Source organism: Variovorax sp. GW822-FHT04A09 (assembly GCF_058801005.1).
Genome location: NZ_JBXAMV010000001.1, coordinates 209512 through 233611, shown reverse-complemented (window position 1 = coordinate 233611; position 24100 = coordinate 209512). Strand labels below are relative to the sequence as shown.

General features: G+C 67.4%; 25 protein-coding genes. 4 read left to right on the top strand and 21 right to left on the bottom strand.

The window, feature by feature from the left end:
• Positions 1 to 14: 14 nt before the first annotated feature.
• The 15 genes from AC1RLW_RS00960 to AC1RLW_RS00890 form a co-directional block, all read right to left on the bottom strand.
• Positions 15 to 1166 (bottom strand): CpaE/TadZ family protein, encoded by a 1152-nt coding sequence (locus AC1RLW_RS00960; RefSeq protein ID WP_493191963.1) that lies wholly within the window; start codon positions 1164 to 1166, stop codon positions 15 to 17.
• 19 nt (positions 1167 to 1185) lie between these two features.
• Positions 1186 to 1614: a TadE/TadG family type IV pilus assembly protein gene (locus AC1RLW_RS00955; protein ID WP_493191962.1), complete on the bottom strand. Its 429-nt coding sequence runs from the start codon at positions 1612 to 1614 to the stop codon at positions 1186 to 1188.
• Positions 1611 to 2075, bottom strand: coding sequence for a TadE/TadG family type IV pilus assembly protein (locus AC1RLW_RS00950; protein ID WP_493191961.1), 465 nt, complete (start codon positions 2073 to 2075; stop codon positions 1611 to 1613). Before AC1RLW_RS00950 ends, AC1RLW_RS00955 begins: the two co-directional genes overlap by 4 nt.
• Before the next feature lie 5 nt (positions 2076 to 2080).
• A complete protein-coding gene (locus AC1RLW_RS00945; protein ID WP_493191960.1) occupies positions 2081 to 3370 on the bottom strand; it encodes a pilus assembly protein TadG-related protein in 1290 nt (429 codons plus the stop codon).
• A 43-nt stretch (positions 3371 to 3413) separates the two neighbouring features.
• Positions 3414 to 3590, bottom strand: coding sequence for a Flp family type IVb pilin (locus AC1RLW_RS00940; RefSeq protein ID WP_493191959.1), 177 nt, complete (start codon positions 3588 to 3590; stop codon positions 3414 to 3416).
• 105 nt (positions 3591 to 3695) lie between these two features.
• Positions 3696 to 3905 (bottom strand): Flp family type IVb pilin, encoded by a 210-nt coding sequence (locus tag AC1RLW_RS00935; RefSeq protein ID WP_493191958.1) that lies wholly within the window; start codon positions 3903 to 3905, stop codon positions 3696 to 3698.
• 136 nt (positions 3906 to 4041) lie between these two features.
• The gene (locus AC1RLW_RS00930; RefSeq protein ID WP_493191957.1) at positions 4042 to 4335 is read right to left on the bottom strand and encodes a hypothetical protein; all 294 of its coding nucleotides are present in this window, start codon (positions 4333 to 4335) and stop codon (positions 4042 to 4044) included.
• 11 nt (positions 4336 to 4346) lie between these two features.
• Positions 4347 to 5804, bottom strand: coding sequence for a type II and III secretion system protein family protein (locus AC1RLW_RS00925; RefSeq protein WP_493193044.1), 1458 nt, complete (start codon positions 5802 to 5804; stop codon positions 4347 to 4349).
• A gap of 88 nt (positions 5805 to 5892) precedes the next feature.
• Positions 5893 to 6732, bottom strand: coding sequence for a Flp pilus assembly protein CpaB (cpaB, locus tag AC1RLW_RS00920; protein ID WP_493191956.1), 840 nt, complete (start codon positions 6730 to 6732; stop codon positions 5893 to 5895).
• 33 nt (positions 6733 to 6765) lie between these two features.
• The gene (locus AC1RLW_RS00915) at positions 6766 to 7350 is read right to left on the bottom strand and encodes an A24 family peptidase (protein WP_493191955.1); all 585 of its coding nucleotides are present in this window, start codon (positions 7348 to 7350) and stop codon (positions 6766 to 6768) included.
• Positions 7351 to 7366: 16 nt separating this feature from the next.
• Entirely contained in the window at positions 7367 to 7513 is a 147-nt protein-coding gene (locus tag AC1RLW_RS00910; RefSeq protein WP_174254357.1) for a hypothetical protein, read from the bottom strand.
• Positions 7514 to 7723: 210 nt separating this feature from the next.
• Positions 7724 to 8941: a CaiB/BaiF CoA transferase family protein gene (locus AC1RLW_RS00905; protein WP_493191954.1), complete on the bottom strand. Its 1218-nt coding sequence runs from the start codon at positions 8939 to 8941 to the stop codon at positions 7724 to 7726.
• Complete coding sequence (locus AC1RLW_RS00900; RefSeq protein WP_493191953.1) at positions 8941 to 9909, bottom strand: Bug family tripartite tricarboxylate transporter substrate binding protein; 969 nt, start codon at positions 9907 to 9909, stop codon at positions 8941 to 8943. Before AC1RLW_RS00900 ends, AC1RLW_RS00905 begins: the two co-directional genes overlap by 1 nt.
• A 34-nt stretch (positions 9910 to 9943) precedes the next feature.
• A complete protein-coding gene (locus AC1RLW_RS00895; protein ID WP_493191952.1) occupies positions 9944 to 11083 on the bottom strand; it encodes an acyl-CoA dehydrogenase family protein in 1140 nt (379 codons plus the stop codon).
• The gene (locus tag AC1RLW_RS00890) at positions 11080 to 12237 is read right to left on the bottom strand and encodes an acyl-CoA dehydrogenase family protein (protein ID WP_493191951.1); all 1158 of its coding nucleotides are present in this window, start codon (positions 12235 to 12237) and stop codon (positions 11080 to 11082) included. The genes AC1RLW_RS00895 and AC1RLW_RS00890 overlap by 4 nt, the downstream gene beginning before the upstream one ends.
• A gap of 109 nt (positions 12238 to 12346) precedes the next feature.
• Here AC1RLW_RS00890 and AC1RLW_RS00885 point away from each other — a divergent pair, with 109 nt between their 5' ends.
• From AC1RLW_RS00885 to AC1RLW_RS00870, 4 genes are all read left to right on the top strand, one after another.
• Complete coding sequence (locus AC1RLW_RS00885) at positions 12347 to 13144, top strand: IclR family transcriptional regulator (RefSeq protein ID WP_493191950.1); 798 nt, start codon at positions 12347 to 12349, stop codon at positions 13142 to 13144.
• A gap of 144 nt (positions 13145 to 13288) precedes the next feature.
• The gene (locus AC1RLW_RS00880; RefSeq protein WP_070061175.1) at positions 13289 to 13789 is read left to right on the top strand and encodes a sigma-70 family RNA polymerase sigma factor; all 501 of its coding nucleotides are present in this window, start codon (positions 13289 to 13291) and stop codon (positions 13787 to 13789) included.
• Positions 13786 to 14766, top strand: coding sequence for a FecR domain-containing protein (locus AC1RLW_RS00875; RefSeq protein WP_493191949.1), 981 nt, complete (start codon positions 13786 to 13788; stop codon positions 14764 to 14766). Before AC1RLW_RS00880 ends, AC1RLW_RS00875 begins: the two co-directional genes overlap by 4 nt.
• Before the next feature lie 100 nt (positions 14767 to 14866).
• The gene (locus AC1RLW_RS00870; protein WP_493191948.1) at positions 14867 to 17386 is read left to right on the top strand and encodes a TonB-dependent siderophore receptor; all 2520 of its coding nucleotides are present in this window, start codon (positions 14867 to 14869) and stop codon (positions 17384 to 17386) included.
• A 45-nt stretch (positions 17387 to 17431) separates the two neighbouring features.
• Here the strand turns inward: AC1RLW_RS00870 and AC1RLW_RS00865 are convergent, their stop codons facing one another.
• The 6 genes from AC1RLW_RS00865 to AC1RLW_RS00840 form a co-directional block, all read right to left on the bottom strand.
• Complete coding sequence (locus AC1RLW_RS00865) at positions 17432 to 18319, bottom strand: hypothetical protein (RefSeq protein WP_307693272.1); 888 nt, start codon at positions 18317 to 18319, stop codon at positions 17432 to 17434.
• Between the two features lie 693 nt (positions 18320 to 19012).
• The gene (locus AC1RLW_RS00860; protein ID WP_493191947.1) at positions 19013 to 20884 is read right to left on the bottom strand and encodes an ATP-binding response regulator; all 1872 of its coding nucleotides are present in this window, start codon (positions 20882 to 20884) and stop codon (positions 19013 to 19015) included.
• Between the two features lie 57 nt (positions 20885 to 20941).
• Positions 20942 to 21619, bottom strand: coding sequence for a response regulator transcription factor (locus AC1RLW_RS00855; RefSeq protein WP_493191946.1), 678 nt, complete (start codon positions 21617 to 21619; stop codon positions 20942 to 20944).
• Between the two features lie 65 nt (positions 21620 to 21684).
• Positions 21685 to 22671: a Bug family tripartite tricarboxylate transporter substrate binding protein gene (locus AC1RLW_RS00850; protein WP_493191945.1), complete on the bottom strand. Its 987-nt coding sequence runs from the start codon at positions 22669 to 22671 to the stop codon at positions 21685 to 21687.
• The gene (locus tag AC1RLW_RS00845) at positions 22668 to 23126 is read right to left on the bottom strand and encodes a GAF domain-containing protein (protein ID WP_493191944.1); all 459 of its coding nucleotides are present in this window, start codon (positions 23124 to 23126) and stop codon (positions 22668 to 22670) included. The genes AC1RLW_RS00850 and AC1RLW_RS00845 overlap by 4 nt, the downstream gene beginning before the upstream one ends.
• Positions 23123 to 24097: a Bug family tripartite tricarboxylate transporter substrate binding protein gene (locus tag AC1RLW_RS00840; protein ID WP_493191943.1), complete on the bottom strand. Its 975-nt coding sequence runs from the start codon at positions 24095 to 24097 to the stop codon at positions 23123 to 23125. The genes AC1RLW_RS00845 and AC1RLW_RS00840 overlap by 4 nt, the downstream gene beginning before the upstream one ends.
• Positions 24098 to 24100: the final 3 nt, after the last annotated feature.

The window sequence follows — 24100 nt, the reverse complement described above, 5'->3', positions numbered from 1 at the left end:
GAATCCGCCCTGTCTCAGGCACGGCGGAACAGCCGCCCCATGAAGCCGGGCGTCGCCTCCGGCCGCGGGCTGAGCGTGTGGGCGATCTCGTCGAGGCGCTTGGCGAGCGCGCTGCCGCGCGACATCTCCGCCAGCGGCACGCCGCGGTTGATGGAGGCGTCGACGTCCTTGCCGCCGTCCGGCACCGTCGTGAATGTCGCGCCGGGCAACGACCGGCGCATGTCCGACAACCCGATCTCGCCGCCGCCGGTGCTGCGGTTCACCAGCAGCTCGACCTTGCCGGGGGCGTAGCCGAGCGACTTGAACACCTGCATCAGGCGCGTCACGTTGCGGATGTGCGGCAGGCTGGTCTGCATCACGGGAAAGATGCGCTCCGCACGGTCGAGCACGCGCAGCGTGAGCGTGTCGATGCGCGTGCCGAGGTCGAAGATCACGAAGTCGTACTGCGCGAGCGCCACCTGCAGGATGGCATCGATGTGCTCGGCCTTCACGTCCATCGCGCGCGCCAGGTCCTCGGGCGCGGGCAGGATGCTGTAGCTCGGCGACACGCGCACCACGCTCGCCGCCAGCAGCGAGGCGTCGAGGCGCCCGATGTCGCGCGCCACGTCGGCCATCGTCGCGGTCGGGCGCAGGTCGCTCACATACGACAGCGCATCGCCGAACTGCAGGTTCAGGTCGATCAGCAGCACCGAGCGCTCGCGCGACAGCTGGTGTGCGATGTTGGTCGCGAGAAAGGTCGCGCCGCTGCCGCCCTTGCAGGGCATGAACGCCACCACCCGCCCAGGGCTGCGCGCCTGCGAACCGGCCATCTTGAGCGCGATGCGATCGACGGTGGCCTCGAGCGCGGCGGTGTCGGCGGGCGACGGCAGCACCTCGCGCACGCCTGCGCGCATCGCGTGAATCAGGAACTCGGGCGTCTGCATCGCGCACAGAAGCACCACCGCCACCGCCGGATGCCGAAGCGTCAGTGCCTCCACCAGCGAGAGTTCCTGCGGGTCGCAGCACATGCCGTCGACCAGCAGCAGGTCGGGTGCGACCTTGTCGACGACCGCCTGCATGCGGCTCTTGCCGCCTTCGAAGAGCGAGACGGCATGGCCGCGCGGCTCCAGCACCTTGCGCATGTCCTGCAGGTGGTTCGGATTGGGGGAAACGATGGCGATCTTCATGGTCGTGTCCGGTGTGCTGTCAGGAACAGATGGCCGCGCTGTGCAGGTCTTGCCGCATGGCCTCGCGCGGAAGGAAGGTGGAGAACCCAGGCATCGGGATGAGCGGCGCGACGGCCCCCACGATCGGGGAGATCCATTGGTAGTTGAGGCCGGTGATGCTCACGGTGACGCCCTGGCAGGTGCTCGCCGTGCAGCCCGAGGGAACCCAGGCCACGCTCACCGTCTGCACCTGCGGCAGCAAGGCCTGCATCCTGGCGAGCACCAGGGCCTGCTGCGTGGTGTCGTCGCACACCACGGCATAGCGCGCGCCGGCACGCGTCGCCTCGTTGGCCGCGTTCCAGGTGAACAGCATGCGGGCGAAGTCCACGATGCCCAGCACCAGCATCAGGAAGATCAGCAGACCCAGCGCGAACTCGAGGGTGGTCGCGCCCTTGATGTGGTGTTTCATGTTGGCGCCCTCATGGTGGCGGCGATGTCGCTGAAGACGACGTTGCCATTGGCGTCGGCGAACTGCACGCCGAACACCGACGGAAACAGCGAGTGGAAGGTGTAGCCGGTGATGCGCACCGTCACCGTGTTGATGATCGGGTCCGCCCCCGCCGATTGCCAGGTGCAGCAGGTGGCGGCCGGCACATTCGCCAGACTCAGGCCGCGCGCCAACGGCGCGCCGGTGCCGGCGGTGTTGCCATACACGACCAGGTTGCGCGCCTGGGTGATGTTCGTGCCGGGCGTCTGGACCGAGAGATAGCGCACCGCGTCACGGGCCGACTTGGTGACCGTGTTGTATTCGTACATGGCGCGGCCGAACTCGCTGGTGATGAAGGTGAGCAGCAGCAGCAGCGGCGTGATCAGCGCCAGCTCGATCAGCGCGGCGCCGCGTTGCCGGCGGGAAGAGCGTGTCGTCGTCATGGTGCTCACCTCACTAGGACGGGAACGAGCGGGCCTGCCGAGCCGCCGGGGAGCCCGCTGGTGGTGCAGGGACTCGACGTCGGCGAAACCACGCCGGCGTTGCCGAGGTATTCGAGCTGCGTGTCACCCATGGGAATCTGCAGCGGCTGGAGCATCAGGAAGCAGAGGTAGTCGATCACACGAGACGAGCCATCGACCACCGGCGCCGTAACGATGCGGCGGTCCATGCCGTACTGCCTGTGTCCCCCCGCCACGTTGCCGGGCGCAGCGAGCTTGTGGAAGCTGTTGAGCGACAGGCCCGTGCGTGTTTCGCAGCCGTTCAGGCTGGTGCCCGTGTCGTCGCACGAAGCGAAGGCCGCGCGCTTGGTCACGAAGTTCTGTGCGCTGGCCGGTGCACCGGCGGGCGGGTTGCCGTTGTAGGCATTGGGCTGCTCGCCGCCAGCACGCGGGGGCCAGTTGGTCGTGGTGTAGGCGTAGCCCGTGTAGTCCGGCCGCCCCGCGCTCGGACTGCCGCTGTTCTTGTAGATGCCGAAGCGCTCGTTCCAGACCTCGGCGATCGAGGCCTGAACGCCAGGGGTGCCGATCAGGTCGCCAACCCGGGTCTCACATTCGCTGCCGCTCAGTTCATCCCTGGTTTCGCTGGCGCTGTTGGTGCCGTTGAGGTTGGCCCAGCCAATCTGACCGCCGATCGCGGCGTTCTGGGCCCTGATCAATGTCACCCACTCGCCCCGGACATAGCCGTAGTCGGGTGCGGTTCCGCCGGGCTTGGGCTTGACCAGGACCGGGATCGGGCAGGTGGTCTGGGCGCTGCCACGGGTGGCCACGGCGCTGGCCGCAACGCTGCGCGTGGACGGGTTGCCGGCGTAATCGCCAGAGAACGCGCCCACGGCCTTCATGAGCCAGATCTGGATGTTGGGTTGGGAGTGGGCGCACTGCGCGTAGCGTGCACTGACGGACGCGGTGGTGGCCGCGTAGGACGCATCGCGGAACGTGATGTCGGCCGCAACGAGCTTGCCTTGACCGCTCCAGGTGGCCGACTGCAGGTTCACGTTGTTGGCGTTGCCGGCAGTCTGGCCGGCGCTGCGCGCCCGATCGATGGCCGTGCTCTCCCCGTTGAGTTCACCCGCAGCGGCCAGCGCACAGCTGTCCACCGCCGTCTGCAGTTCGGTCCGGGCGACAAACAGGTGGCCGAAGTCGAGTGCGATGCCCATGAAGCCGAGCAGGAACAGCATGAACAGTGCGACCGTGATGATCATCGCGCCGCTCTGGCGGCGAGGGGAGCGTCGGGCTTTCATGATCGGTCCTCGGTCTGGACGTAAAAAGAAGACACCGGATGCGTCAGGCGCAACCGTTCCCGTTCAGGCAAGCGACCACTCGCAGGCGCAAGTCGTCAAGGCTCGCCGCGATCGAGGCTGGTTGCAGCGCGACCACCAGCACGATGGAAATGATGGCGATGATCAAGGCGTACTCGACCACCTGAGCGCCGTCCTCATCTGTCAGCAATGTCTTGAACATGGTGATGACCCCGTTTCGTTGTAGAGGGAAATTGCGCAAAGGCACCGGGAATTGCGGAAGAAAGCGGGCCTCGAGGTAAAGCCCACCCCTTCCGCCACGAACACCTCAGACGCAGGCGTCCGTCGTCAGGCACACATTGACGCGATCGATGAAGTCCGAGAAGCCGCCGCCGTCGGCCGTGAGGGCCTTCAGGGCAACAACCAGTGCGATCGAGACGACCGCGATGATCAGGGCGTACTCGACGACCTGAGCGCCTTCTTCGTCGCGCAGCAGACCGCTCGCGGACTTCCCGATGGTTTTGAAAAACTTGTTCATGGCTCTTTCCTTTCAAGGTATGGACTACAGAAAATCAGGTTGAAAAAAAGCAAAGGAATCGAATGTCATGCGTGTCGTGGCGTTCTCCTTTCCATGAGGAAGCTGGTTTGAAACAGGTCCGCACAATCGCGGTCTTTCATTTCCCCGAGCCGCCGCCCTGGCCACCGATCTGCCCGCCGATGTTGATGACATTGACCGCCGGCGGTGGCTTCTTGTAAGACTCGTGGTACTGCACCATCGACTCGCGCGACGCGCGGCCGTCCATGCCCGTGACGGGGTCGCCGTTCTTGCCGGCGTTCGGGTTCAGCGTCATCTTCTTTTTGGCGTCGCGCACGGCTTCGCCGAAGCGCGCGTCGTAGTGGGGCGTGACGCTCGAGCAGCCTGCAGCCAGGAGGCATGCGAGCACGAGGGGGGTCGATCGGATGAACATGGCGGGGCTCCTCACGGGGTTTCGCTGGCCGGGGCGGCAGGTGCCGGGGTGCTGCTTTCGAGGGCGCCGTTGAGGTAGACCTCGGCGCGGCTGGGAAGCACGTGGTTGTCGGTCGGCACGCGCGGCGACTCGGCCAGCGGGCGCACCAGGCGCGGCGTGATGACGAACATCAGCTCGGTCTGCTCGTTCTGGAACTCGGTGCTGCGAAACAGCGCGCCCATCACCGGCACTTCGCCCAGGCCCGGGTAGCGCTTGATCGCCTCCGTCGCGTTGCTCTTGATGAGCCCGGCGATGACGAAGCTCTGCCCGTCGTTGAGCTGCACCGTGGTGTCGGCGCGCCGCACCGTGAGCGACGGCAGCACGGACGTCACGCCCGTGACCGTGGTGAAGGGCGAGCCGGTCTGCGAGAGGTCGGACACCTCGGACACCATCTTGAGATTGATGCGGTCGCCGTTGAGCACCGTCGGCATGAACTTCACGCCGATGCCGAACTCCTTCTCTTCCAGCGTGATGGTGGTCCCGCTTCCACCATTGCCGCTTTGCGAGACCGGGATGAAGATCTTGCCGCCCGACAGGAAGCTGGCGTTCTGGCCGCTGATGGCCATGATGTTGGGCTCGGCCAGGATGCGCACCAGGCCGTCGTCCTTCTGGCCGTCGATGGTCACCACACCGCGGCCGATGCGCAGCGCCTCGACCAGGCCCGCGCCTCCGCTCAGGAAGTTGGAGATCAGCGAGTAGTTGTGCAGGCCACCGCCGCTTGTGCGCGAGTAGCCCACGCGCGCTCCCAGCCGGTCGAGCAGGGTCTTGCTGACCTCGGCGATCTTCACCTCGAGCATCACCTGCTGGGGCGTCCCCACGCGCAGCAGGTTCACCACCTTCTTGCCGTCCGCGCCGTAGGCCGCGGCCAGGCTCATCACGTCGTCCAGCTTCAGCGCGTCGCTGATCTCGCCGGTGAGCACGATGGAGCGCTCGGCGCTGCGCACGCGGATGCGGCGCTCTTCCGGCATCAGCTCGGCCAGCTTGGCCTGCAGCGCCCCAGGATCGATGGTGACGATCACGTCCTTGATGTAGCAGGTGCCGTCGGCGCTTTGCAGCACCACGTTCATCGAGCCGGCCTGGCGGCCGCGGAAGAACAGGTCGGTCGGGCTCAGCAGCGTGACCTCGATGTCACCGACGCCCTCGCTCTTGGTCACGGCCATTGCTGCCGCCGCGCCTTGCGGCGCTGCCGCCGGCGCAGGCGCCTGGCCCTGAGGCTGGCCGCTGACCACGATGCGCACCACGCGCGCCTTCAACGGAATGACCACCGACTTGCCGAGCACGGCATAGGTCGGGTCGGAGTCCGGAATGATGGCGGTGCAGCGCCGGCTGGCCGGGGCCGCGGGTGCTGCCGCAACCGTTGCAGCAGCTGCAGCAGGCGCAGGCATGGCGGCGGCCGTGGTGGGGGCGGCTGCCACGACCTCCGCGGCCATGGCGGGGGTCGCCACTGTCGCGAGGGTCGCCAGCAGACGGGCGATGGTTGTTGTGAGTGGGCGCACTTGGTGTTCCTCCTGACGACGATCAGAAACAGGTGAGCGAGCGGCCTGCGTGCTGGATCACTTCCACGCACTCGGAGGCTCGCGGCGTGACGGGGCCTGCCTGCCGCACCCGCGGGCGGGCCGGGGCCGCCGCGGTGGAGACCGGCACGATGTCCTTCTTCTCGCCAAACAGCTGCCCCTTGGTGATGCCCAGGGTGGCGACCGTGGTCTTGTCCATCTGGTTGCGCAGCACGAGCGACAGGGTGCCCACGCTGCGCGCCAGGTCGAGCTTCTCGGAGTCTTCGAGCGAGAGTTCGAGCGTCACAGCGCTCACGACCTTCGGCTTGGTGTCGTCGCGGTTGGCCTCCTGGGCCACCGCCAGCACCAGCACCTTCTCGAGCACGGTCTTGCTGATCTGCAGCGCGTCTTCGCCGCGCCCTTTGTCCTGCTGGGCGTTGACCATCACGTCGACGTAGTTGCCCGGCAGCGCGAAGCCCGCCACGCCGACGACGTCGTTGACGCGCACCGTCATGGCCCGCTTGCCGCTGGCGATCACTGCCGACAGCCCGCCCTGCGTGCCCACCGGCGCCAGCTTGCCCTCCATGAGCGCTTCGCCGCGCAGCACGCCGACCTTCACCACGCGGTCGTTCAGCGCCTTGATGTCGCTGAAGGAGCCGTGCGGCACCGAGCCGCTGGGCCAGTCGACCGTGGACAGCATCTGCGCGTTGACGCGGCTGCCCAGGTCGATGTCGACGGCGGCCACCACGACCTTGTTGGACGCGATGCCGCTTTGCCGCGAGATCCAGCCGGTCGCGTAGACCGCGGCCGCCAGCCCGAACAGCAGGGCCAGAAAGATCAGCCCGATCGCCTTGATGTTCTTCATACGAACCTCCGCCAGGGGTGAAACATGTAGGAGCTAGACAAAGTCCAGCTGGTGCGCCAGCACTTGGACCACCGTGCCCGCCGCAATGCACAGGCCGTAGGGCAACTTGCCCACGGACTGACCCGCTTGCAGGCGTCCGTCGGGCCGCACGCCCGCGATGCTGGAAATGAACATGCCCTGCGCTGCGGCCTTGACGTTGCCGAGCATGTGAGCGAGGCGGCGGCGATGGATCGCGAAGGCCAGCGCCGCGACGCCGCCCGCGATGAAAGTGAAGAGCAAGGCCATCAGCGTCTGCTGGGGCCCCAGGAAGGCCCCTGTCATGGCCATCAGCTTGACGTCGCCCGCGCCCATGATCCCCAGCGCATAGAACGGCAGCATCGCGGCGAAGCCCACGCCCAGGCCGCCGAAGGCGGCCAGCGCACCGGACGTCGGCGTGCGTGCCGCCACCGTTCCGTAGAGGAGGGCGAAGCACGCGCCGCCGAAGGTCAGCCAGTTGGGAATGCGATAGAAGCGCCAGTCGCTCACAGCCGCCACGCCGAGCAGCGCGAAGAGCGCCAGCATGCGGATGTCGGTCGCCAGCATCGCGAGCAGTTCGAGAACAGCGTTGAATTCCTGCATGGCGGGCTCCCCGTGTTCAGGCACTGCGCCGCAGGGCGAGCACCAGCAGAAGGACGACGACCATCACCAGCGCACCGATCAGCGCGAACTCCATGAACGACATGCCGGCGTCTTCGCGCAGCAGACTCAGGGCGGTTCTCGGCAGAACTTCGAGCGGTTCCATGCGGTTTCCCCGGTGATCGTGGCCGGCCGAAACCGCTGGCCTTCCCGGCGTGGGAAGAAGCGTTCGGCATGGGGATGACTGTAGGAATCGCACCGCCTTCGCACATGAGCGGAGCGCCCTTTTCTGGGGGAGTCAGGTGTCCCGCGACGGCACGGGGACAGGCATGACAAAACGCCTACCCGGCAGGGCAGGCGAAAGCACAGGCGCGCTTCAGATCACCTGCGCGTCGCGCAGTGCCGCGAGCTGTGCCTCGTCCAGGCCCAGCTCGCCATACACCTCGCCGTTGTGCTGCCCCGTGCGCGGCCCCGTGGCGGCCGGCCGCACGCCTTCGCGCCCCACAAAGCGCGGCACCGCCGCCGGTGCGGGCACGGTGCCGAACTGTTCGTCGGGCACATCGATGAAGGCGCCGCGTGCCTGCATGTGCGGGTCGGCCCGCAGGTCGGCGATCGAATACACCTTGCTGTAGGGCACGTCTTCGCGGTCCAGCCGCACGGCCAGCTCCGCGAACGGCAAGCTGGCGCACCAGTCGGCCAGGATGCGGTCCAGCGCCTCGAGGTGGCGCAGGCGCGCGGCGTTGTCGGCAAAGCGTGCGTCGGTGAGCAGGTCTTCTCGGTCGATCGCGCGGCAGATGCGCGCAAAGATCGGCCCGCCCGTGCCCACCAGCGTGAACCACACGCCGTCGAGTGCGCGGAACACGTTGGACGGCGCGGTGTAGGTGGCGCGCGAGCCGGTGCGCTCGCGCACCACGCCGCCGATGCGGTGCTCGGCCGCCAGCGGATCGAGCAGGCGCGACATCGCCTCGGTGGCCGACAGGTCGATCTCGGCGCCGCGCTGCCGATCGCGCGGCAATGCGTTGCGCTCGGCCAGCGCGGTGCTGATGGCGAAGGCGCCGAACAGGCCCGCCACCACGTCGCCCAACGGATAGTTCATGTGCTGCGGCGGACCGCCGGGCTCGCCGGTCAGGTGCGTGAACCCGCTCATCGCTTCGAAGATGCGTGCAAAGCCCGGCCGGCGCGCATACGGGCCGGTCTGGCCGAAGCCCGTGAGGCGCAGCACGATGAGGCGCGGGTTGGCCGCGTGCAGCGTGGCGATGTCCAGGCCCCACGCATCCAGCGTGCCGGTGCGGAAGTTCTCCACCAGCACGTCGAAGCCGGCGATGAGCCGCAGGAACAGCGCGCGGCCCTCGGGCTTGCGCACGTCCAGCGAGATGCCCTTCTTGCCACGGTTGGCCGTCTTCCAGAACAGCGGATGGCCCTCGTGCACCGGCGTGAGCCCGCGCAGCGGATCACCGCCGCCCGGCAGCTCGAGCTTGACGACGTCGGCGCCCATGTCGCCGCACAGCGTGGCCGAGAACGGCGCGGCGAGCACGGTCGCCATGTCGAGAATGCGCACGCCGTGCAGGGGCGCGTGGTCGGTGGGCTGGCCCATCAGTTGCCCTTCAGGTCGACGCGCTTGAGCACCGGGTCCCACAGCTTTCGGTCGGCGGCAATGCGCTGGCCGTAGGCGGGCAGCGACGGGTCGAGCGCGGCCGCGCCCAGCTTGGCCAGCTTGTCCTTCACCGCGGGCAAGGCCTTGGCCAATGCCGCCCGCAGCGGACGCATGACGGCATCGGGCGTGCCCTTGGGCGCGACGATGCCGACCCACAGGCCGCTGTCGAAGCCCTGCAGGCCCAGCTCGGCGAAGGTGGGCACGTCGGGCGCCGAGGGCGAGCGCGTGCGGCCGGTCTGCGCCAGGATGCGGATCTGCCCGCTGCTCATGTAGGGCAGCGTGCCGCCGAGGTTGTTGCACATCACCGGGATGTGGCCGGCGATCAGGTCGTTCACCGCCGGCGCGTTCCCCTTGTAGGGCACGTGCTGCATCTTGATGCCGGCCTGGTGGTTGATCATTTCGCACACCAGGTGCGACGGCGTGCTCGGGCCCGCCGAGCCGAAGGCGAGCTGGCCCGGCTTGGCCTTGTCGGCGGCGATGAGCTCGGGCAGCTTCTGGTACGGCGTCTTCGCGTTGACCGCGATCACGTTCGGCAGATCGGCCACCAGGCCCACGGGCACGAAGTCGTCCACCGGGTTCCAGGTGAGGCCCTTGTGCACGTAGGGCAGGAAGATGTTGGTCAGGCCCGCCATGAGCAGCGTGTAGCCGTCGGGCGCGGACTTGGCCACGAGCTCGGAACCGATGAGGCTGCCGGCGCCGGGCTTGTTCTCCACGATGACCGGCTGGCCCAGCGCGTGGCCCAGTTCCAGCGCCACCTCGCGCGCCACCAGGTCGGTGCTGCCGCCGGCGGGGAAAGGCACGACCAGCTTCACGGGGCGATCGGGGAAGGCAGCCATCGCCAGCGAGCCGGCCAGGCCGAATGCAAGGCCGGCAGCCAGGTGCGAAATTTTCTTGATCAAGGACGTCATCGTCAGTCTCCAGTTTCTCTGTGTGTTCAGCGTGTCAGTGCGTGAGGAAGCGGCGCCCGAGCGTGGCGCGGTGCAACTCGGAGGCGCCGTCGTAGATGCGAAACGGCCGCAGCTCGCGCACGATGAGGGCGATGGGCGCGTCTTCCGACATGCCCAGTGCGCCGCACATCTGCGCCGCGCGGTCGGCCACGCGGTTCAGGGCCTCGGACACGAAGACCTTCGTCATTGCCGACTCGGTCTTCACCGACAAGCCTTCGTCCATGCGGCGCGCGCAGTCCAGGCTCATGAGCCGGCTGGCGTGCAGGTCGATGTGGCAGTCGGCCACCATCGCCTGGACCTGCTGCAGGTCGGCCAGCCGATCACCGAAGGACGTGCGCTCGCTCACATAGGCCTGCGCGATCTCGAGCCCGCGCCGCGCGCGGCCCATGAGCCGCAGGCAGTGCGACAGCCGCGCGGGCTCCAGCCGCTGCTGCGCCGCCACGAAGCCCGAGCCCACCTCGCCCAGCACCGCGTCGGCGCCCACGCGGCAGGCGGTGAAGCACAGCTCGCCGTGGCCGCCGACGGCGAAGGGGTCGATGGCCTTGATGGCGCGCACCAGCGAAAGGCCCGGGTGTTCCATGTCCACGATGAACTGCGTGGGTCCTTCGTCCGTCTGCGCCAGCACGATGCAGAAGGCCGCGCCCACCGCGCCGGTGATGAACCACTTGTGGCCGTCGATGACCCAGCCGTCACCTTCGCGCCGCGCGGTGGTGCGCAGCATCGACGGGTCGGAACCCGCGCCGGGCGCCGGCTCGGTCATCGCGAAGCACGAGCGGATGCGGCCCTCTGCCAGTGGCCGCAGGTAGCGCTGCTGTTGCGCGGGCGTGCCCCGGCGCAGCAGGCTGATCATGTTGGGCTGATCGGGCGCCGCGCAGTTCAGCGCGGCCGGGCCCAGGTAGCTGCGGCCGGCCTCCTCGAACACCGCCGCGCGCTCGACCCACGACAGGCCCAGCCCGCCCTCCTCCACCGGCATCTGCGGCAGGTACAGGCCCAGCTCGCGCGCGACCGGGCGCAGCTGCGACAGCGCCGCGTCCATCGCCCGCGGGTCGTGCACGTGGGCATTCGATTCGAGCGGGATGCAATGCCGCTCGACGAAGTCGCGCACCCGTGCGACGAGGTCGGTGCGCACGTTCATCGCGCACCCGCCTCGCGCAGCGCCAGCTTCGCGATGTTGAGCTGGTGGATCTGGCTCGTGCCCTCGTACAGGCGGAACAGGCGCACGTCGCGGTAGTAGCGCTCGATGGGGCTGAAGTCGGCCACGTAGCCCGAGCCGCCGAACATCTGCACCGCGCGGTCGGCCACGCGACCGCACATCTCCGACGCGAAGTACTTGCACATCGAGGCCGACATGGCCACGTCTTCGCCGCGATCGCGTGCGCGCGCCGCCTCGAGGATCATCGAACGCGCCGCGTAGATCTCGGTGCGGCTGTCGGCGATCATGGCCTGCACCAGCTGGAAGTCGGCCACCGCCTGGCCGAACTGGTTGCGGCCGCTGGTATGAGCCATGGCCAGGTCCAGCATGCGGATCGCCGGGCCCGTGCACAGCGCCGCCAGGTGCAGGCGCTGCTTGTTGAGCACCTTCATCACCGTCTGGAAGCCCATGCCCTCGCGCCCGCCGATGAGCTGGTCGGCGTGCACGCGGCATTCGTCGAAATGCACGTCCGACACGAACGAGCCGGCCTGGCCCATCATGCGATAGGGCGCGCCCGTCGTCAGGCCCGGCCCGCGCTCGACCAGGAGCGCCGACACCCCCTTGCTGCCCTTCGAGCCGTCTTCGGTGCGGGCGATGACAGTGAACACATCGGCCACCGGCGCGTTGGTGATGAAGCGCTTGCTGCCGTTGAGGACGTAGTGCTCGCCCTCGCGGCGCGCGGTGGTCTGCACGTTGCTCGCTTCCGAGCCCGCCTCGGGCTCCGTGAGCGCCAGGCAGCCCGTGAGCTCGCCCGTCGCCATGCGCGGCAGCCAGCGCTGCTTCTGCGCCTCGGTGCCATCGGCCACCAGCGCTTCGGAGCCGATGCCCGTGTTGGTGCCCACGCGGGCGCGCAGCGCCACCGACGACTGCGACAGCTCCATGGCGCACAGCACCAGCTCCTCGGTCGTGAGGCCCAGGCCGCCGTACGCCTCGGGAATGCTCCAGCCGAAGTAGCCCTTGCGCCGCAGTTCGTCGACCACGTCGGGCGGGATGTCGTTGTCGCGGCTGACCTGGTCTTCCAGCGGATGCCAGCGTTCGCGAACGAAGGCGCGGATGTCGGCCCGCAGGGCCTCGAAGTGGGGGATGTCTCGGATCATGGTGGCCGCGACTGTAGGAAGCAGGTCCACAATTGCTGGCACTGAATTTCAATCATTGAAACTGCAATTCACTCCCATGCCCCGCCCTGTCCAGAATCGCCGCCAGCCCATGAAGCATTCCGACGACCTGCGCCGGGTGCGGGACGAAGACCCGTACATCGCCGGCACCCTGGCCAAGGGCCTGCTCATCCTGCAGACCTTCGTGGGCGACCCGCGCGCGCACGCCAACAGCGAGTTCGCGGCCAAGCTCGGCCTGTCGCGCCCCACCGTCTCGCGCCTGTGCCGCACCCTGCTCACCATGGGTTTCCTGGACCACGACGAACGCCTGGACCGCTACTTCATCGGCCCCGCCGCCGTGGCGCTGTGCTACCCCTACGTCATCAACACGCCCATGCTGGCCCTGCTGCGCCCGGCCATGCAGCAACTGGCCGACCGCGTCGAGGGCGCGGTGTCGGTCGGCGTGACCAGCGACCTCGACGTGGTCTACCTGGAAACCTGTGCCCACGAGGGCGGCACCCTCAAGCGCCCCGGCGTGGGCGCCGTGCGCGGCATCGTCGAAACCGCCATGGGCCGCGCGTGGCTCGCGCAGCTGCCTACGGGTGAGCGCCAGGAGTTCCTGGCCCGCGTGAAGCACGAGCGGCCCGACGAGCACGCGCGTTGCCTCGAAGGCGTGCGCGAGAGCGTGGCGCACTACGGCAAGCGCGGCTTCGCCATCAACCTGGGCGATTCAGGCTTCGGCGTGCTCGCCGCAGGCGCCGCCGCACGCATCCGCTACGGGCCGCGCCGGCTGCTGTTCAACTGCGCGGTGCCGGGGTTCCGCTGGAAGAAGGCGCAGCTGCTGGACACCATCGGGCCGGGGTTGATGCAGCTGGTGGAGGCGGCGGATCGGCAGTCGGGGTTGCGGTGAGGGGGTGCGGATTGCGGGATTCGTGATCAGTCCCGGGACGGCGTCTGGCTGCGTCGCGCAGCATGCCGAACGCTGCGCGCAGCACACCAGGCCGCGATGCTCTTAAAATGAGAGTAATTCTCAATTGCATCGCCTTCCCTCTTCATGCCTTCCGCCGACACCCACACCGTGCACGCGCTCTACACCGAGCATCACGGCTGGCTCAGCACGTGGCTGCGCCGGCGCCTGGGCTGTGCGCACAGCGCCGCCGACCTGGCGCAGGACACCTTCGTTCGCGTCCTGCTGCGACCGCAGGTGCTGCCCACGTTGCGGGAGCCGCGCGCCTACCTGACGACGCTGGCCAAGGGCGTGGTCAGCGAACACTGGCGCCGGCAGGCACTGGAGCGCGCGTACATCGATGCGCTCGCGCAGGTGCCCGAGGCGCTGGCGCTGTCGCCCGAAGACCGCCTGCAGCTGCTGCAGACGCTGGACGCCATCGACGCGATGCTGGACGGCCTGCCGGCCAAGGCGCGCGAGGCTTTCGTGCTGTCGCAGCTCGAAGGCCTGACCTACGCACAGATCGCCCAGCGCCTGGCGGTCAGCGAACGCACCGTCAAGCGCCACATGGCCCTGGGCTTCGCGCATTGCCTGGCGCTGGTGGAATGAGCGCACGGCCACCCGCATCCGCACCCGACAGCGCCGTGCTGGGCGAGGCCGCGCAATGGCTGGTGCGGCTGCACTCCGGCCGGGCAGGCGAAGCGGACCACGCGGCCTGCGCGGCCTGGCGCCATGCGGACCCGGCGCACGAGCGTGCATGGCAGCGTGCCGAGCGCCTGTCGCAACAGTTCGGCGCCGTGCCGGCGAACATCGGCGTGCCGGTGCTGGCGCGCCAGGCACGCGGCAACCGAAGGGCCGCACTGCGCACGCTGGCCGTCCTGGCGACTGCCGCGCCGGCCGCCTGGCTCGCCTGGCGCCTGGCGCCGTGGGACAGCTGGACCGCCGACCACGCCACCGCCACCGGTGAACGGCGCGACGTGCGGCTGGCCGACGGCAGCCGCGTGCTGCTCGACACCGGCAGCGCGATCGACGTGCGCATCGACGGCACGCAGCGCACGGTACGGCTGCGCGCGGGCGCCATCCGGGTCACGACCGCGGCCGACGCGCGCCCCTTCATCGTGGAAACGGTGCAGGGCCGGCTGCGCGCGCTCGGCACGCGCTTCACCGTGCGCCTGGGCGACGACGCGCACGAGACCGCATCGCCCGATGTGCGTCTGGCGGTCACCGAGGGCGCGGTCGAGGTCACCTTGCGCGGCGCGTCGTCGCCTGCGGGGATCGTTGCGGCCGGCCGGCAGACCGTGTTGAACGCCCAGGGCGCCTCGGCCCTCACCGCCGTCTCGCCCGAGAGCCAGGCGTGGACACAGGGCGTGCTCTACGCCGAGAACATGCGCCTGGCCGACTTCTGCGCCGAGCTGTCGCGCTACCGGCCCGGCCTGCTGCACTGCAGCCCGGAGGTGGCGAACCTGCGCATCTCCGGTGCGTTCCAGCTGCGCGATACCGACTACGTGCTCTCGATGGTGGCCACCACGCTGCCCGTGCAGGTGCTCACGCGCACGCGGTGGTGGGTGACGGTGGTGCCGGCCTGAGATCGAAAATTTTTTCGCTGATCCCTGTCCCTTTTTGAAGCCTGGTCGGGCAAGCCATGGAGCCGTGCTGCGAGTACGGCAAGAACAGGACCACCGAACCATGGCATTGCCCTCCTCCCGCACCGCGCCCATGCGGCCACTTTCCCTTTGCATGCCCGCGCGCCCGAGCGCCGTGACCCACGGCGTGAGAACCCTCTGCCTGGCCTTCGCGCTCGCCGCTTCGGGCGCCGCGACCGCACAGGCGAACCCGCCGGCAGCCGCCACCGCGGCCTACGACATTCCCGCAGGCGCACTGGGCCCGGCGCTGTCTCGCTTCGCCGCACAGGCCGGCGTCACGCTGTCCTTCGAGCCCTCGCTGACAGAAGGCCGCCGCACCGGTGGATTGCGCGGCACCCATGCGGTCGGCGACGGCTTTTCGCGACTGCTCGCGGGCACCGGCCTCGAAGCGGTCGCACGCGCAGGCGGTGGCTACACGCTGCGTCATCCGGCACCGGGCGCGACCCCACCGGCCGCACCCGCGGACGCGCAGAGCAACCTGCTCAGTGAAGTGCGCGTCACGGCGCAGGCCGAGCGCAGCGCGATCACCGAGGGCTCGGGCTCGTATGCCAGCCGCATCGTCACCGTCGGCAAGGGCGAGCAGACGCTCAAGGAGATCCCCCAGTCGGTCACGGTGGTCACGCGCCAGAAGATGGACGACCAGAACCTGCACACCATCGACGACGTGCTGGCCCAGACCACGGGCATCACGATGTACGACAGCCCGATGGGAGGGCGCTATGTCTACTCCCGGGGCTTCCGCGTGGACAGCTACCAGTACGACGGGGTGAACCGCGCCTTCTACTATCCCCAGGCCAACAGCTTCACGAGCAGTGCCGCCACGCTGGATCGCGTGGAGGTGGTGCGCGGCGCCACGGGCCTGCTGCAAGGGGCCGGCTCGCCCAGCGCCACGATCAACATGGTGCGCAAGCGTCCGACGGCCGACAAGCAGTTGCACTTCTCGGCCAGCGCGGGTTCATGGAACAACTACCGCGCGGAGGTCGACGCCAGCGGCCCCCTGAACGAAGCCGGCACGCTGCGCGGCCGCGTCGTCGCGAGCGGCAACGACCGCGACTACTTCTACGACACCGCGAAGAGCCGCACTGGCGTGCTGTACGGCGTGCTCGCCGCCGACATCGGGCCGCAGACCGTGCTCACCCTCGGCGTCAGCCACGAAAAACTGCGCGCCACCCCGTTCTTCCAGGGCTTGCCGAGCTACAGCAACGGTGCCGACCTGCACCTGCGCCGGTCGACCTACCTGGCGGCCGACTGGAACCGCTGGAAAAGCGCACAGACCTCGGCGTTCGCCGAACTCGCGCACCGCTTCGATGCCGACTGGTCGCTCAAGGTCACCGCCGGCTACGTGCGCGAGCAGCAGGACATCAAGTACGCCTTCCCGCTGGGTGCCGTGAATCCGGTGACCCTGGCGGGCAACGTGATGTACGGCGGCCTGTTCGATTTCAAGACCGACAACAAGACGCTCGACCTCGCCGTCGACGGCAAATTCGACGCCTTCGGCAGAAGGCACTCGGTGAGCTTCGGCGCCAACACCGGACGCATGTTCAACCACAGCGACTTCTCGCTGATGCAACTGGCGGGCGTTGCCAACAACGTCTTCGCACCGGTCTCGGCGATCGCCGAGCCGAGCGACGCGACCTTCGTTGCCAGGCGCTACCGCGGCGGCGACAGCGAGACACGCATCACCCAATCGGGCGCCTACGGTGTCGCACGCCTGAGCCTCAGCGACCCGTTGACGCTGGTTGCCGGCGCCCGTGTCACACGCTACCGGGCCAGCGATCGCGACCGCATCACCGGCAACCCGGCGACCGCGCCCTATCGCGAAAACGGCGTTCTGACGCCCTATGGCGGACTCATCTACGCCCTGACTGCGCAATGGTCGGCGTACGTGAGCTATGCCGACATCTTCCAGCCACAGAACGCGATGACCGCCGCCGGCGACATGCTGCCTCCCGTCAAGGGCCGCAACTACGAGGCGGGCCTGAAGGGCGAGCTGCTCGACGGCAAGGTCAACGCTTCGCTGGCGCTGTTCCGACTCGACCAGAACAACCGGGCGCAGGAAGACCTGGTCAATGTCTGCACGAGGAGCACCTACTGCTCCGTGTCCACCGGCAAGGTGCGCAGCGAGGGACTCGACGCGGAGATCAGCGGCGAAGTGGCGCGCGGGTGGCAGGTGTTCGCGGGCTACACGTTCAACCACTTCAAGTACCTGAACGACACGGCCAATGCCGGCATCGATTTCGCCAGCACGTATTCGCCCAAGCACATGGTGCGCGTGTGGACCGAGTACCGCCTGCCCGGCGCGCTCAACGCCTGGACGCTGGGCGGCGGCGTGAACTTCCAGACCGCTAGCTCACGCACCACGGGGTCCATCAAGCTGGAGCAGGCCTCGTACGCGGTCTGGAGCGCGCGTGTCTCCTACCAGATCAACCGCAACTGGTCGGCCGCACTGAACGTGAACAACCTGTTCGACAAGACCTACTACCAGACCGTCGGCGCGCCGGCCTGGGGCAATGTCTACGGCGAACCGCGCAGCGCCATGGTGACCTTGCGCGGCAACTTCTAGACAGGATGGCCGCCTGCCCAGGCAGGCGGCCCCCATGCCAGATGTCTAGGGGAAAAGAACGGCGCCTCCGCGATTGAGGTCCGCCAGCAATGCGCCCTGAACATAGACCGCATAGTCGGCGAAGAACATCGCGGCGCCCCCGCTCGCTCCGGTAGGAACACTCAGGCCGGCGTAGAAAAATCCCTGGCTCGCCTGGTCATTGAGTCGCGCGAGTCCTTCGGTCGTATTGATATCGACCGGGCCCCCAGGCATTTCATCCGAGAAGCGATAGGCCACCGCCGCGGGCTTGCTGCTGTCGAGTTCGTAGGTATTGAAAACGCCTCGGACGGGCTGTCCGCTGCGGTTCGCAAAGTACTCGAAATAGCCCCTGTAGCGGAATCCGCTTTGACCGCGGCTGGTGAGTTGCGGCTTGGGATCGGAGACGATGGGTTCGAACGCGTAACTGTAGGTCGCCCCTGCGGCTGCAGAGCTTTTGACGACGATCGCATTCACGCTCGGGCTGAGACCCAGCTCCGTATTCAGGAAGCGATAGCCTTCCTGTCCCCACGCATTCAACTGGGCGATGAAGTCTGCCGGCATCATCAGATCGAAGCTGAACTTCCGATAGGTGTAGGTGACGGGCTGACTTTCGTTCTTGACCAGGATGAAGCTGGCCTTGCGGATGGCGTTGAGGGAATCGTCCAGGGTGTGCGTCTCCCCCACCAGGTGGTGCAGCACATAGCCCTTGGCGCCCTCGTCTTCCAACCGCTGCAGCAGCGCGTTGCTGGCCCCGTCCCAGCCATCGCGACCGGAGAAGGTGAGCGTGAATTCCTTGTAGCTGTATTTGTCGTTGGTGGCTTGCGGATTGACATACAGAGAATTGCTTCCCACGGGGCGCATGCGGACACTGCCCTTGGCGCCCTGGTCGTTCAGTTGCTGCACGACGGCCGGCACTGATGCAATGTAGGAATCCTTGTCCCCGTCCCAGGCGGACGGGAGCGTCTCATACTGCGCGGGTGCGGGTGTTCCGGGTTCCTGGGTTCCAGGTTCCTGCGTTCCTGGGCCTGGCGTTCCAGGCCCCTGCGTCCCGGGCCCTTGCGTTCCAGGACCTTGTGTTCCGGGGTCGTCCGTTCCAGGCCCGATAAGCCCCACGGGGAAGCCACCTCCACCTCCGCCCCCGCTGCCACCACCACATGCCGCAAGCATCAAGGCGACTGCCGTTGCAGCAGCCACTGCAGATTCTCTTAATTTCATTCCCTTGCCTTTCAATTTTGTCGAAGCCAATGCTGCCGAGATGGCAACGTTGTCCATGGCGATCGGGCCTCCCAGCGTGGCCCGTCAGATCGCCGTCGACGTTTGTATGGCTGGCGGGAGAAATTTCCCCATGCCGAAAGTCACACAACCGGAAAGCTATGGGAAATTGATATTTGGCTGTGAGGCAGTTATGACTAATTGGAACCATGAGATCGGAAGAGAGACGGCGTCTTCTCCTTCCAATATCGAGAGGATGCACGTGACGATTCGGGATTTTCCTTCCCGATCTATTTTTCTCACCTGACTTTGAAAAGAAACGTCTTGGCAAGGCGTCTCTGAAACTGGAATCGGCCCGCCAGGCGAACAGCGCCGTGGCAATGACGCGGCAGACAATCAGGTCACCGGCGACGGGTCTCTGAAGTAGCGGGTCGCCGGAGAAAAAAACCGCGTCTGCCCCGTGACGGATGTCAGTTCCGCCATCGCCTGCAGGAGCGCAGCGGCGCTCACCGGCTTGAACAGCATCGGCACCCCCGATGACTGTGCACGCCGCAGTTGCTGCGGGGCTGTCTCGCCAGTTATCAGCAGAAGGGGAATGTCGAGCTGAAAGCGCTCGAGCAAGCGCAGGCCGACCTCGAGTCCATCTCCCCCGTCGGCCAGCCGGTAGTCGCACAAGAGCATCGAGAACGGACGGCTTTTCGCATCCGCGTGCGTCAATGCTTCGACCGCATGCGATTCGTCCGTCACAGCCACCACATCGACGGCGTGCGCGCGCAGCAGTGCCGCCATGGCCAGGCGAATCTCCGCTTCATCGTCGATCAGCAGCACCGGCCCGGGCAGGTTCGGTGCAGAAAGGCTGCGATGCGCGGGTATCTCCAGTTCATCGAGCAGCAGTTCGGCCGGCGCGGTGATCACTGCCTCGGCTTGCGGCAGGACCACGCGGAAATGCGTGCCACGTCCCGGTCGCGAGTGCACCTCGATCGGGTGAGACATCAGGTGCGACAGGCGCTTGACGATCGACAGCCCGATTCCGAGTCCGCGCGCCCGGTCACGGCCCGGGTTGTCGACCTGATAGAACTCCTCGAAGATGCGGCTCAACTGCTCAGGCGCAATGCCGACGCCGGTGTCGCGAACCTCCAGCCACACCTTGTCGCCTCGCCGCCGCGCGACCACGCTCACACCGCCCTCGTGGGTGTACTTCAAGGCGTTGTCGACCAGATTCGAAAGCAGGCGGAACAGCAGCTGGATGTCGCTGCGCACCCACATGCCACTGGCACGGATGCGCAATTGCAGACCCTTCTGCTCAGCGTAGGGGGTGAAGGTCTGGTTGAGGACAAGAAGCAGCGCATCGAGTTCCAGGACCTGCGGTTCAGACACGACGACGCCTGCATCGAGATGCGACACGTCGAGCATGGTGTCCAGCGACGCGCCGAGCGCGTCGACGGCGCGCATCAGGCGTTTGGCATTCGTTCTTTCAGGATGGTCGTGCAGTGCGGTTTCCATGGCCGCGCCGAACAGTGCAATGGCATGCATCGGCTGGCGCAGGTCGTGACTGGCCGCGGCAAGAAAGCGGGTCTTTTCCGCGCTGGCGCGCTCCACGGCGGCGATGCGTTCGCGCAACTGTGCGGCGAGCATCTCGTTCTCGAACTGCAACATCAAGGAGGCTGTCAGCCGCTTGTTCTGCTTCACCCCTTCGTGCAGTGTCAGTACCAGATTGGCGAAACTGAAGAGCGCCAGAAACCAGTGCAGCGTGCCACCGTGCCAGATCAAGGCAAGAATCAGCCCGCCCATCACGGGGATGCCGCAGCCGAACATGGCCCCCTTGATCGGCCAACGGGCCTGAATGGCCCGGGTCCAACTGACCATGATCACGACGATCACAACGGTCGTCATTGCCGGGCTCTGGATGAGCACGAGGAACAAGGCGCATGGCAGCGCCGTGGTCACGCTGACCAGCGTGACGATCCACGTGTAGCGGTGCGCCCAATGGTGGCTTTCGGACAAGGGGACATCCGGCGTCCACCGCGGCGCAAGCAAGGCATACAGATTCATCGACACGACGGCGACGACCATGCCGATCACCAGCAGGTGGTGGGTCGAATCGATGTTGAAGTAGCCGAAGATGCCAATGGCAATGGCGAAGCCGATGTGCGCACAGGTGGCCGTCGTGTGCGCGGCATACACCGAGGCCACGTGTTCGCGGAGCACCCGATGGTCCAGATCGGCGGCCGCCGGGGCCTGATGCATCGATCGGGCAGCGTCATTCATGGATTGGGCCCTTCGTTCTTGTTTCTTCGACGATCGCGTTGCACCTCCTGCGGTGAATCAACGCAGGCTGCTGATCAGTTCCGCGCGCGATTGCACACCGAACAGCAAGAGGATCGTCGAGACATAGTTCTTCACCGTGCCTTCACGCAACTCGGCCAACAGCGCGATCTCCTTGTTGGACTTGCCTTCGAGAATCATCTGCAGCACACGCGCCTGGCTTCCTGTCAGCGAACTCAGGGCGCCAACGGCGGAACGGCGGGGTGCCCGCGCAACCCACCTGGACGTACCTGGAAGGCCATCGACAACGTCCCGCCCGAGCAGGCCGCAGGCACGGATGAAGCTCACCACCTCCTTGAGGTTGGCCGACTTCGGCAAGAACGCGCTGGCGCCCTGAGCCAACGCACTTTGCGCAATGGCGTTCTGGGCCAGCGCGGTGGCGCCGGCGCCCGACAACGCGACCACGCGGGCCTGCGGATAACGCTGGAGAAAAACGGACACGCCGCTCAGGCCTCGTGTGTCAGGAAGTGCCAGATCGAGCAACACCAACCCGATGCTCGCCTGAGAGCGCTCATACACAGCCAGTGCCTGCGCCATGCTGCTGGCTTCGAAGACCTCGACCGCAGGCCCGTCGGGCGAGGCCTGCGCCTGGAGCAAGGCACGCACGCCCAGGCGCACCAGGTCGTGGTCGTCCACGATCAGGATGGCTGATGCCCGGGTCGACACAGGAATGCTCATGGCGCGCATGTTAGGGTCATGCGCCGCCGGCCGAAAGTGACGAAAGTCAACTCGTCAGCAGACCTTCACTCCTTTTTCAGCCCGATCTGCAGCGCAATCTGCCCAAACCGCGCAAGGTCTGACCGGGCCCGCGCCGCTGCCTCAGAGGGCGAACTGCCAACCGGCATCCACCCCGCATCGATCAAGCGCTGGTGCGCCTCGGGCCGCGCCATGCCCTGGACGATCACCGCGTTGAGCCTGTCGATGACGGCCTGCGGCGTGCCCTTGGGCGCGGCCAGCCCGAACCATCCCGAGGTCACGAAGCCCGGCAACCCCGCCTCCTGCGCCGTGGGCACGCCGGGTAGCGATTCGCTGCGCTCGCGCGTGGTGACGAACAGCGCGCGCACCTTGCCGGCCTGCACGTTCGCAACCTGCGCGGCGGCGTTGTCGATCATGGCGTCGATGTGCCCGCCGAGCAGGTCGGCGATGGCGCCCGTGCCGCCCTTGTAGGGAACGACGTTGGCCGAGATGCCGGCCTCCTTCATGAACATCATCTGCGTCAGGTGGGCCTGCGTGCCTACGCCTGCATTCGCGAACGAGATCTTTCCCGGATTCACCTTGGCATGGGCGATGAATTCCTTGAGGGTGCGTGCGGGAAAGTCCGGCCTTGTCACGACCACGAAGGGAATGTCGACCAGGATCGTGATGGGCGCCAGGTCTTCCACCGGCTTGTACTTCAGGTCGTACAGGTAAGGGTTGACGGCCATCGTTCCGCTGGCCATGAGCACCAGCGTGTGCCCGTCCGGGTTGGCGCGCACAGCCTGCTGCAGCGCCATCGATCCACCGGCGCCCGGCTTCGCGTCGACGATGACCGGCTGGCCGAGCGCCTTGGCCATGAGGTCCGCGATCTGCCGCGTCATGGCGTCGGTGGCACCGCCTGCCGCATAAGGAAACACGATGGTGATCGGCTTGCTGGGGTAGCCTGGGCCGGCTGCACGCGCCGCGGTGGCGAGAGATGCCGCACACAGGGACACGGCAGCATTCAGCACGAAGGTTCGGCGATGGATCGTCATGCAGGCATCTCAACGTATCTGAGCGGAAGAAGCAAGGATGCGGCCTGTTCGGCGACGCGCATCAACGCGGGCACCATGTCGGACTGATACCAGTGTTCCTGATGCAGGAGGTTCAGGGAACCGATCGTGCGGCCGTCGTGCCGGATCGGCACGTTGATGGCAGACCGGCAGCCCAGCGCATCGATCAGCGCATGGTCCGGGAACGCGCGGCGGCAGGCTTCCTGATCAACGCAGATGCGCGCCCGGCCGCCCTGCACCACCTCGCGAAAGAAGTCGTTGTCGTGGTGCAGTGGCTTGGTGCCGCCGCACGGATACGCCACCGGGTCGCTCGTGTACAGGCGCCGGGACGCCGCAAGGCCGGGGTCGATCGCCAGCACGGTGAAGAGCCGATGCCCCGGAAACCGCCGCAGCGCGTGGTCCAGGGCCTCGAAGGAAGCCGGCTCGATGGCTCTCACTGCGCAATGCCCAGCCGATCGATGATGGGCCCCCAGGCGGCCGACTCGCGCTGCGTGAACTTCAAGACATCGGCCGGCGTCGACTTGACGCCGATCAGCATCTGGCCGGCCAGGCGCTCCTTCATCTCGGGCGTGTCCAGGGCCTTGTTGATCTCGGCGTTGAGCCGCGCGACGGCGTCGCCGGGTGCGCCCGCGCGCGCCACCAGGGAGTACCAACCGGGCACCTCCATGTCGATGCCCAGCTCCTTGAACGTGGGTACGTCGGGCAGCTGCGCCAGCCGCCGCTCGCCGGTCACGGCCAATGGCACGAGCTTGCCGCTCTTGACCAGCGGCACGACGCCGACGGGGACGGTGGTCATCACCGGCGTGTCGCCCGCCATCACGCTGGTCAGCGCGTTGGGGCCACCCGCGCCGCTGATGGGCACGTGCTGCATCTGGATGCCGGTGCGCGACTTCAGCAGCTCGCTCGCGAGATGGGTGGAGTTGCCGATGCCGGCGGATGCAAAGCTGAGCCGCTGCGGCTCGGCCTTGGCCATCTTGATGAGGTCGGGCAGCGTCTTCACGCCCAGGCTCGGCGACACGACCGTCACGAACGGGGTGTTGGCGATGACGGCGACGCCGGTGAAGTCGCGCGCCGGCTGGTGCCCCAGCGACTTGTACAGGTGCGGGTTCCACGACATGTTCGAGACGCCGGCCAGGAACAGCGTGTAGCCGTCCGCGGGCTGCGAGAGCACATAGGCCGCAGCCAGCGTGCCGTTGGCGCCGGGCCGGTTCTCCACCACGACGCTCTGCCCGATGCTCTTGGCGAGCACATCGGCCAGCGTGCGCGCCAAGGTGTCCGGCCCCGAGCCGGCCGGCTGCGGGACCACGACCTTGATCGGTTTGGAAGGAAAGCCCTGCGCGAAGGCGGGAGCGGCGAGCAGCGAAGCTGCAACGGCCAACGCGGAAAGCATGGTGCGGCGGGTGGTCATGAT

What these genes read in the sequence shown, in the direction of transcription:
- AC1RLW_RS00960 (WP_493191963.1), bottom strand. Translation starts at nt 1,166, where the DNA reads ATGAAGATCGCCATCGTTTCCCCCAATCCGAACCACCTGCAGGACATG.
- AC1RLW_RS00955 (WP_493191962.1), bottom strand. Translation starts at nt 1,614, where the DNA reads ATGAAACACCACATCAAGGGCGCGACCACCCTCGAGTTCGCGCTGGGT.
- AC1RLW_RS00950 (WP_493191961.1), bottom strand. Translation starts at nt 2,075, where the DNA reads ATGACGACGACACGCTCTTCCCGCCGGCAACGCGGCGCCGCGCTGATC.
- AC1RLW_RS00945 (WP_493191960.1), bottom strand. Translation starts at nt 3,370, where the DNA reads ATGAAAGCCCGACGCTCCCCTCGCCGCCAGAGCGGCGCGATGATCATC.
- AC1RLW_RS00940 (WP_493191959.1), bottom strand. Translation starts at nt 3,590, where the DNA reads ATGTTCAAGACATTGCTGACAGATGAGGACGGCGCTCAGGTGGTCGAG.
- AC1RLW_RS00935 (WP_493191958.1), bottom strand. Translation starts at nt 3,905, where the DNA reads ATGAACAAGTTTTTCAAAACCATCGGGAAGTCCGCGAGCGGTCTGCTG.
- AC1RLW_RS00930 (WP_493191957.1), bottom strand. Translation starts at nt 4,335, where the DNA reads ATGTTCATCCGATCGACCCCCCTCGTGCTCGCATGCCTCCTGGCTGCA.
- AC1RLW_RS00925 (WP_493193044.1), bottom strand. Translation starts at nt 5,804, where the DNA reads ATGGCCGCGGAGGTCGTGGCAGCCGCCCCCACCACGGCCGCCGCCATG.
- cpaB (WP_493191956.1), bottom strand. Translation starts at nt 6,732, where the DNA reads ATGAAGAACATCAAGGCGATCGGGCTGATCTTTCTGGCCCTGCTGTTC.
- AC1RLW_RS00915 (WP_493191955.1), bottom strand. Translation starts at nt 7,350, where the DNA reads ATGCAGGAATTCAACGCTGTTCTCGAACTGCTCGCGATGCTGGCGACC.
- AC1RLW_RS00910 (WP_174254357.1), bottom strand. Translation starts at nt 7,513, where the DNA reads ATGGAACCGCTCGAAGTTCTGCCGAGAACCGCCCTGAGTCTGCTGCGC.
- AC1RLW_RS00905 (WP_493191954.1), bottom strand. Translation starts at nt 8,941, where the DNA reads ATGGGCCAGCCCACCGACCACGCGCCCCTGCACGGCGTGCGCATTCTC.
- AC1RLW_RS00900 (WP_493191953.1), bottom strand. Translation starts at nt 9,909, where the DNA reads ATGACGTCCTTGATCAAGAAAATTTCGCACCTGGCTGCCGGCCTTGCA.
- AC1RLW_RS00895 (WP_493191952.1), bottom strand. Translation starts at nt 11,083, where the DNA reads ATGAACGTGCGCACCGACCTCGTCGCACGGGTGCGCGACTTCGTCGAG.
- AC1RLW_RS00890 (WP_493191951.1), bottom strand. Translation starts at nt 12,237, where the DNA reads ATGATCCGAGACATCCCCCACTTCGAGGCCCTGCGGGCCGACATCCGC.
- AC1RLW_RS00885 (WP_493191950.1), top strand. Translation starts at nt 12,347, where the DNA reads ATGAAGCATTCCGACGACCTGCGCCGGGTGCGGGACGAAGACCCGTAC.
- AC1RLW_RS00880 (WP_070061175.1), top strand. Translation starts at nt 13,289, where the DNA reads ATGCCTTCCGCCGACACCCACACCGTGCACGCGCTCTACACCGAGCAT.
- AC1RLW_RS00875 (WP_493191949.1), top strand. Translation starts at nt 13,786, where the DNA reads ATGAGCGCACGGCCACCCGCATCCGCACCCGACAGCGCCGTGCTGGGC.
- AC1RLW_RS00870 (WP_493191948.1), top strand. Translation starts at nt 14,867, where the DNA reads ATGGCATTGCCCTCCTCCCGCACCGCGCCCATGCGGCCACTTTCCCTT.
- AC1RLW_RS00860 (WP_493191947.1), bottom strand. Translation starts at nt 20,884, where the DNA reads ATGAATGACGCTGCCCGATCGATGCATCAGGCCCCGGCGGCCGCCGAT.
- AC1RLW_RS00855 (WP_493191946.1), bottom strand. Translation starts at nt 21,619, where the DNA reads ATGAGCATTCCTGTGTCGACCCGGGCATCAGCCATCCTGATCGTGGAC.
- AC1RLW_RS00850 (WP_493191945.1), bottom strand. Translation starts at nt 22,671, where the DNA reads ATGACGATCCATCGCCGAACCTTCGTGCTGAATGCTGCCGTGTCCCTG.
- AC1RLW_RS00840 (WP_493191943.1), bottom strand. Translation starts at nt 24,097, where the DNA reads ATGACCACCCGCCGCACCATGCTTTCCGCGTTGGCCGTTGCAGCTTCG.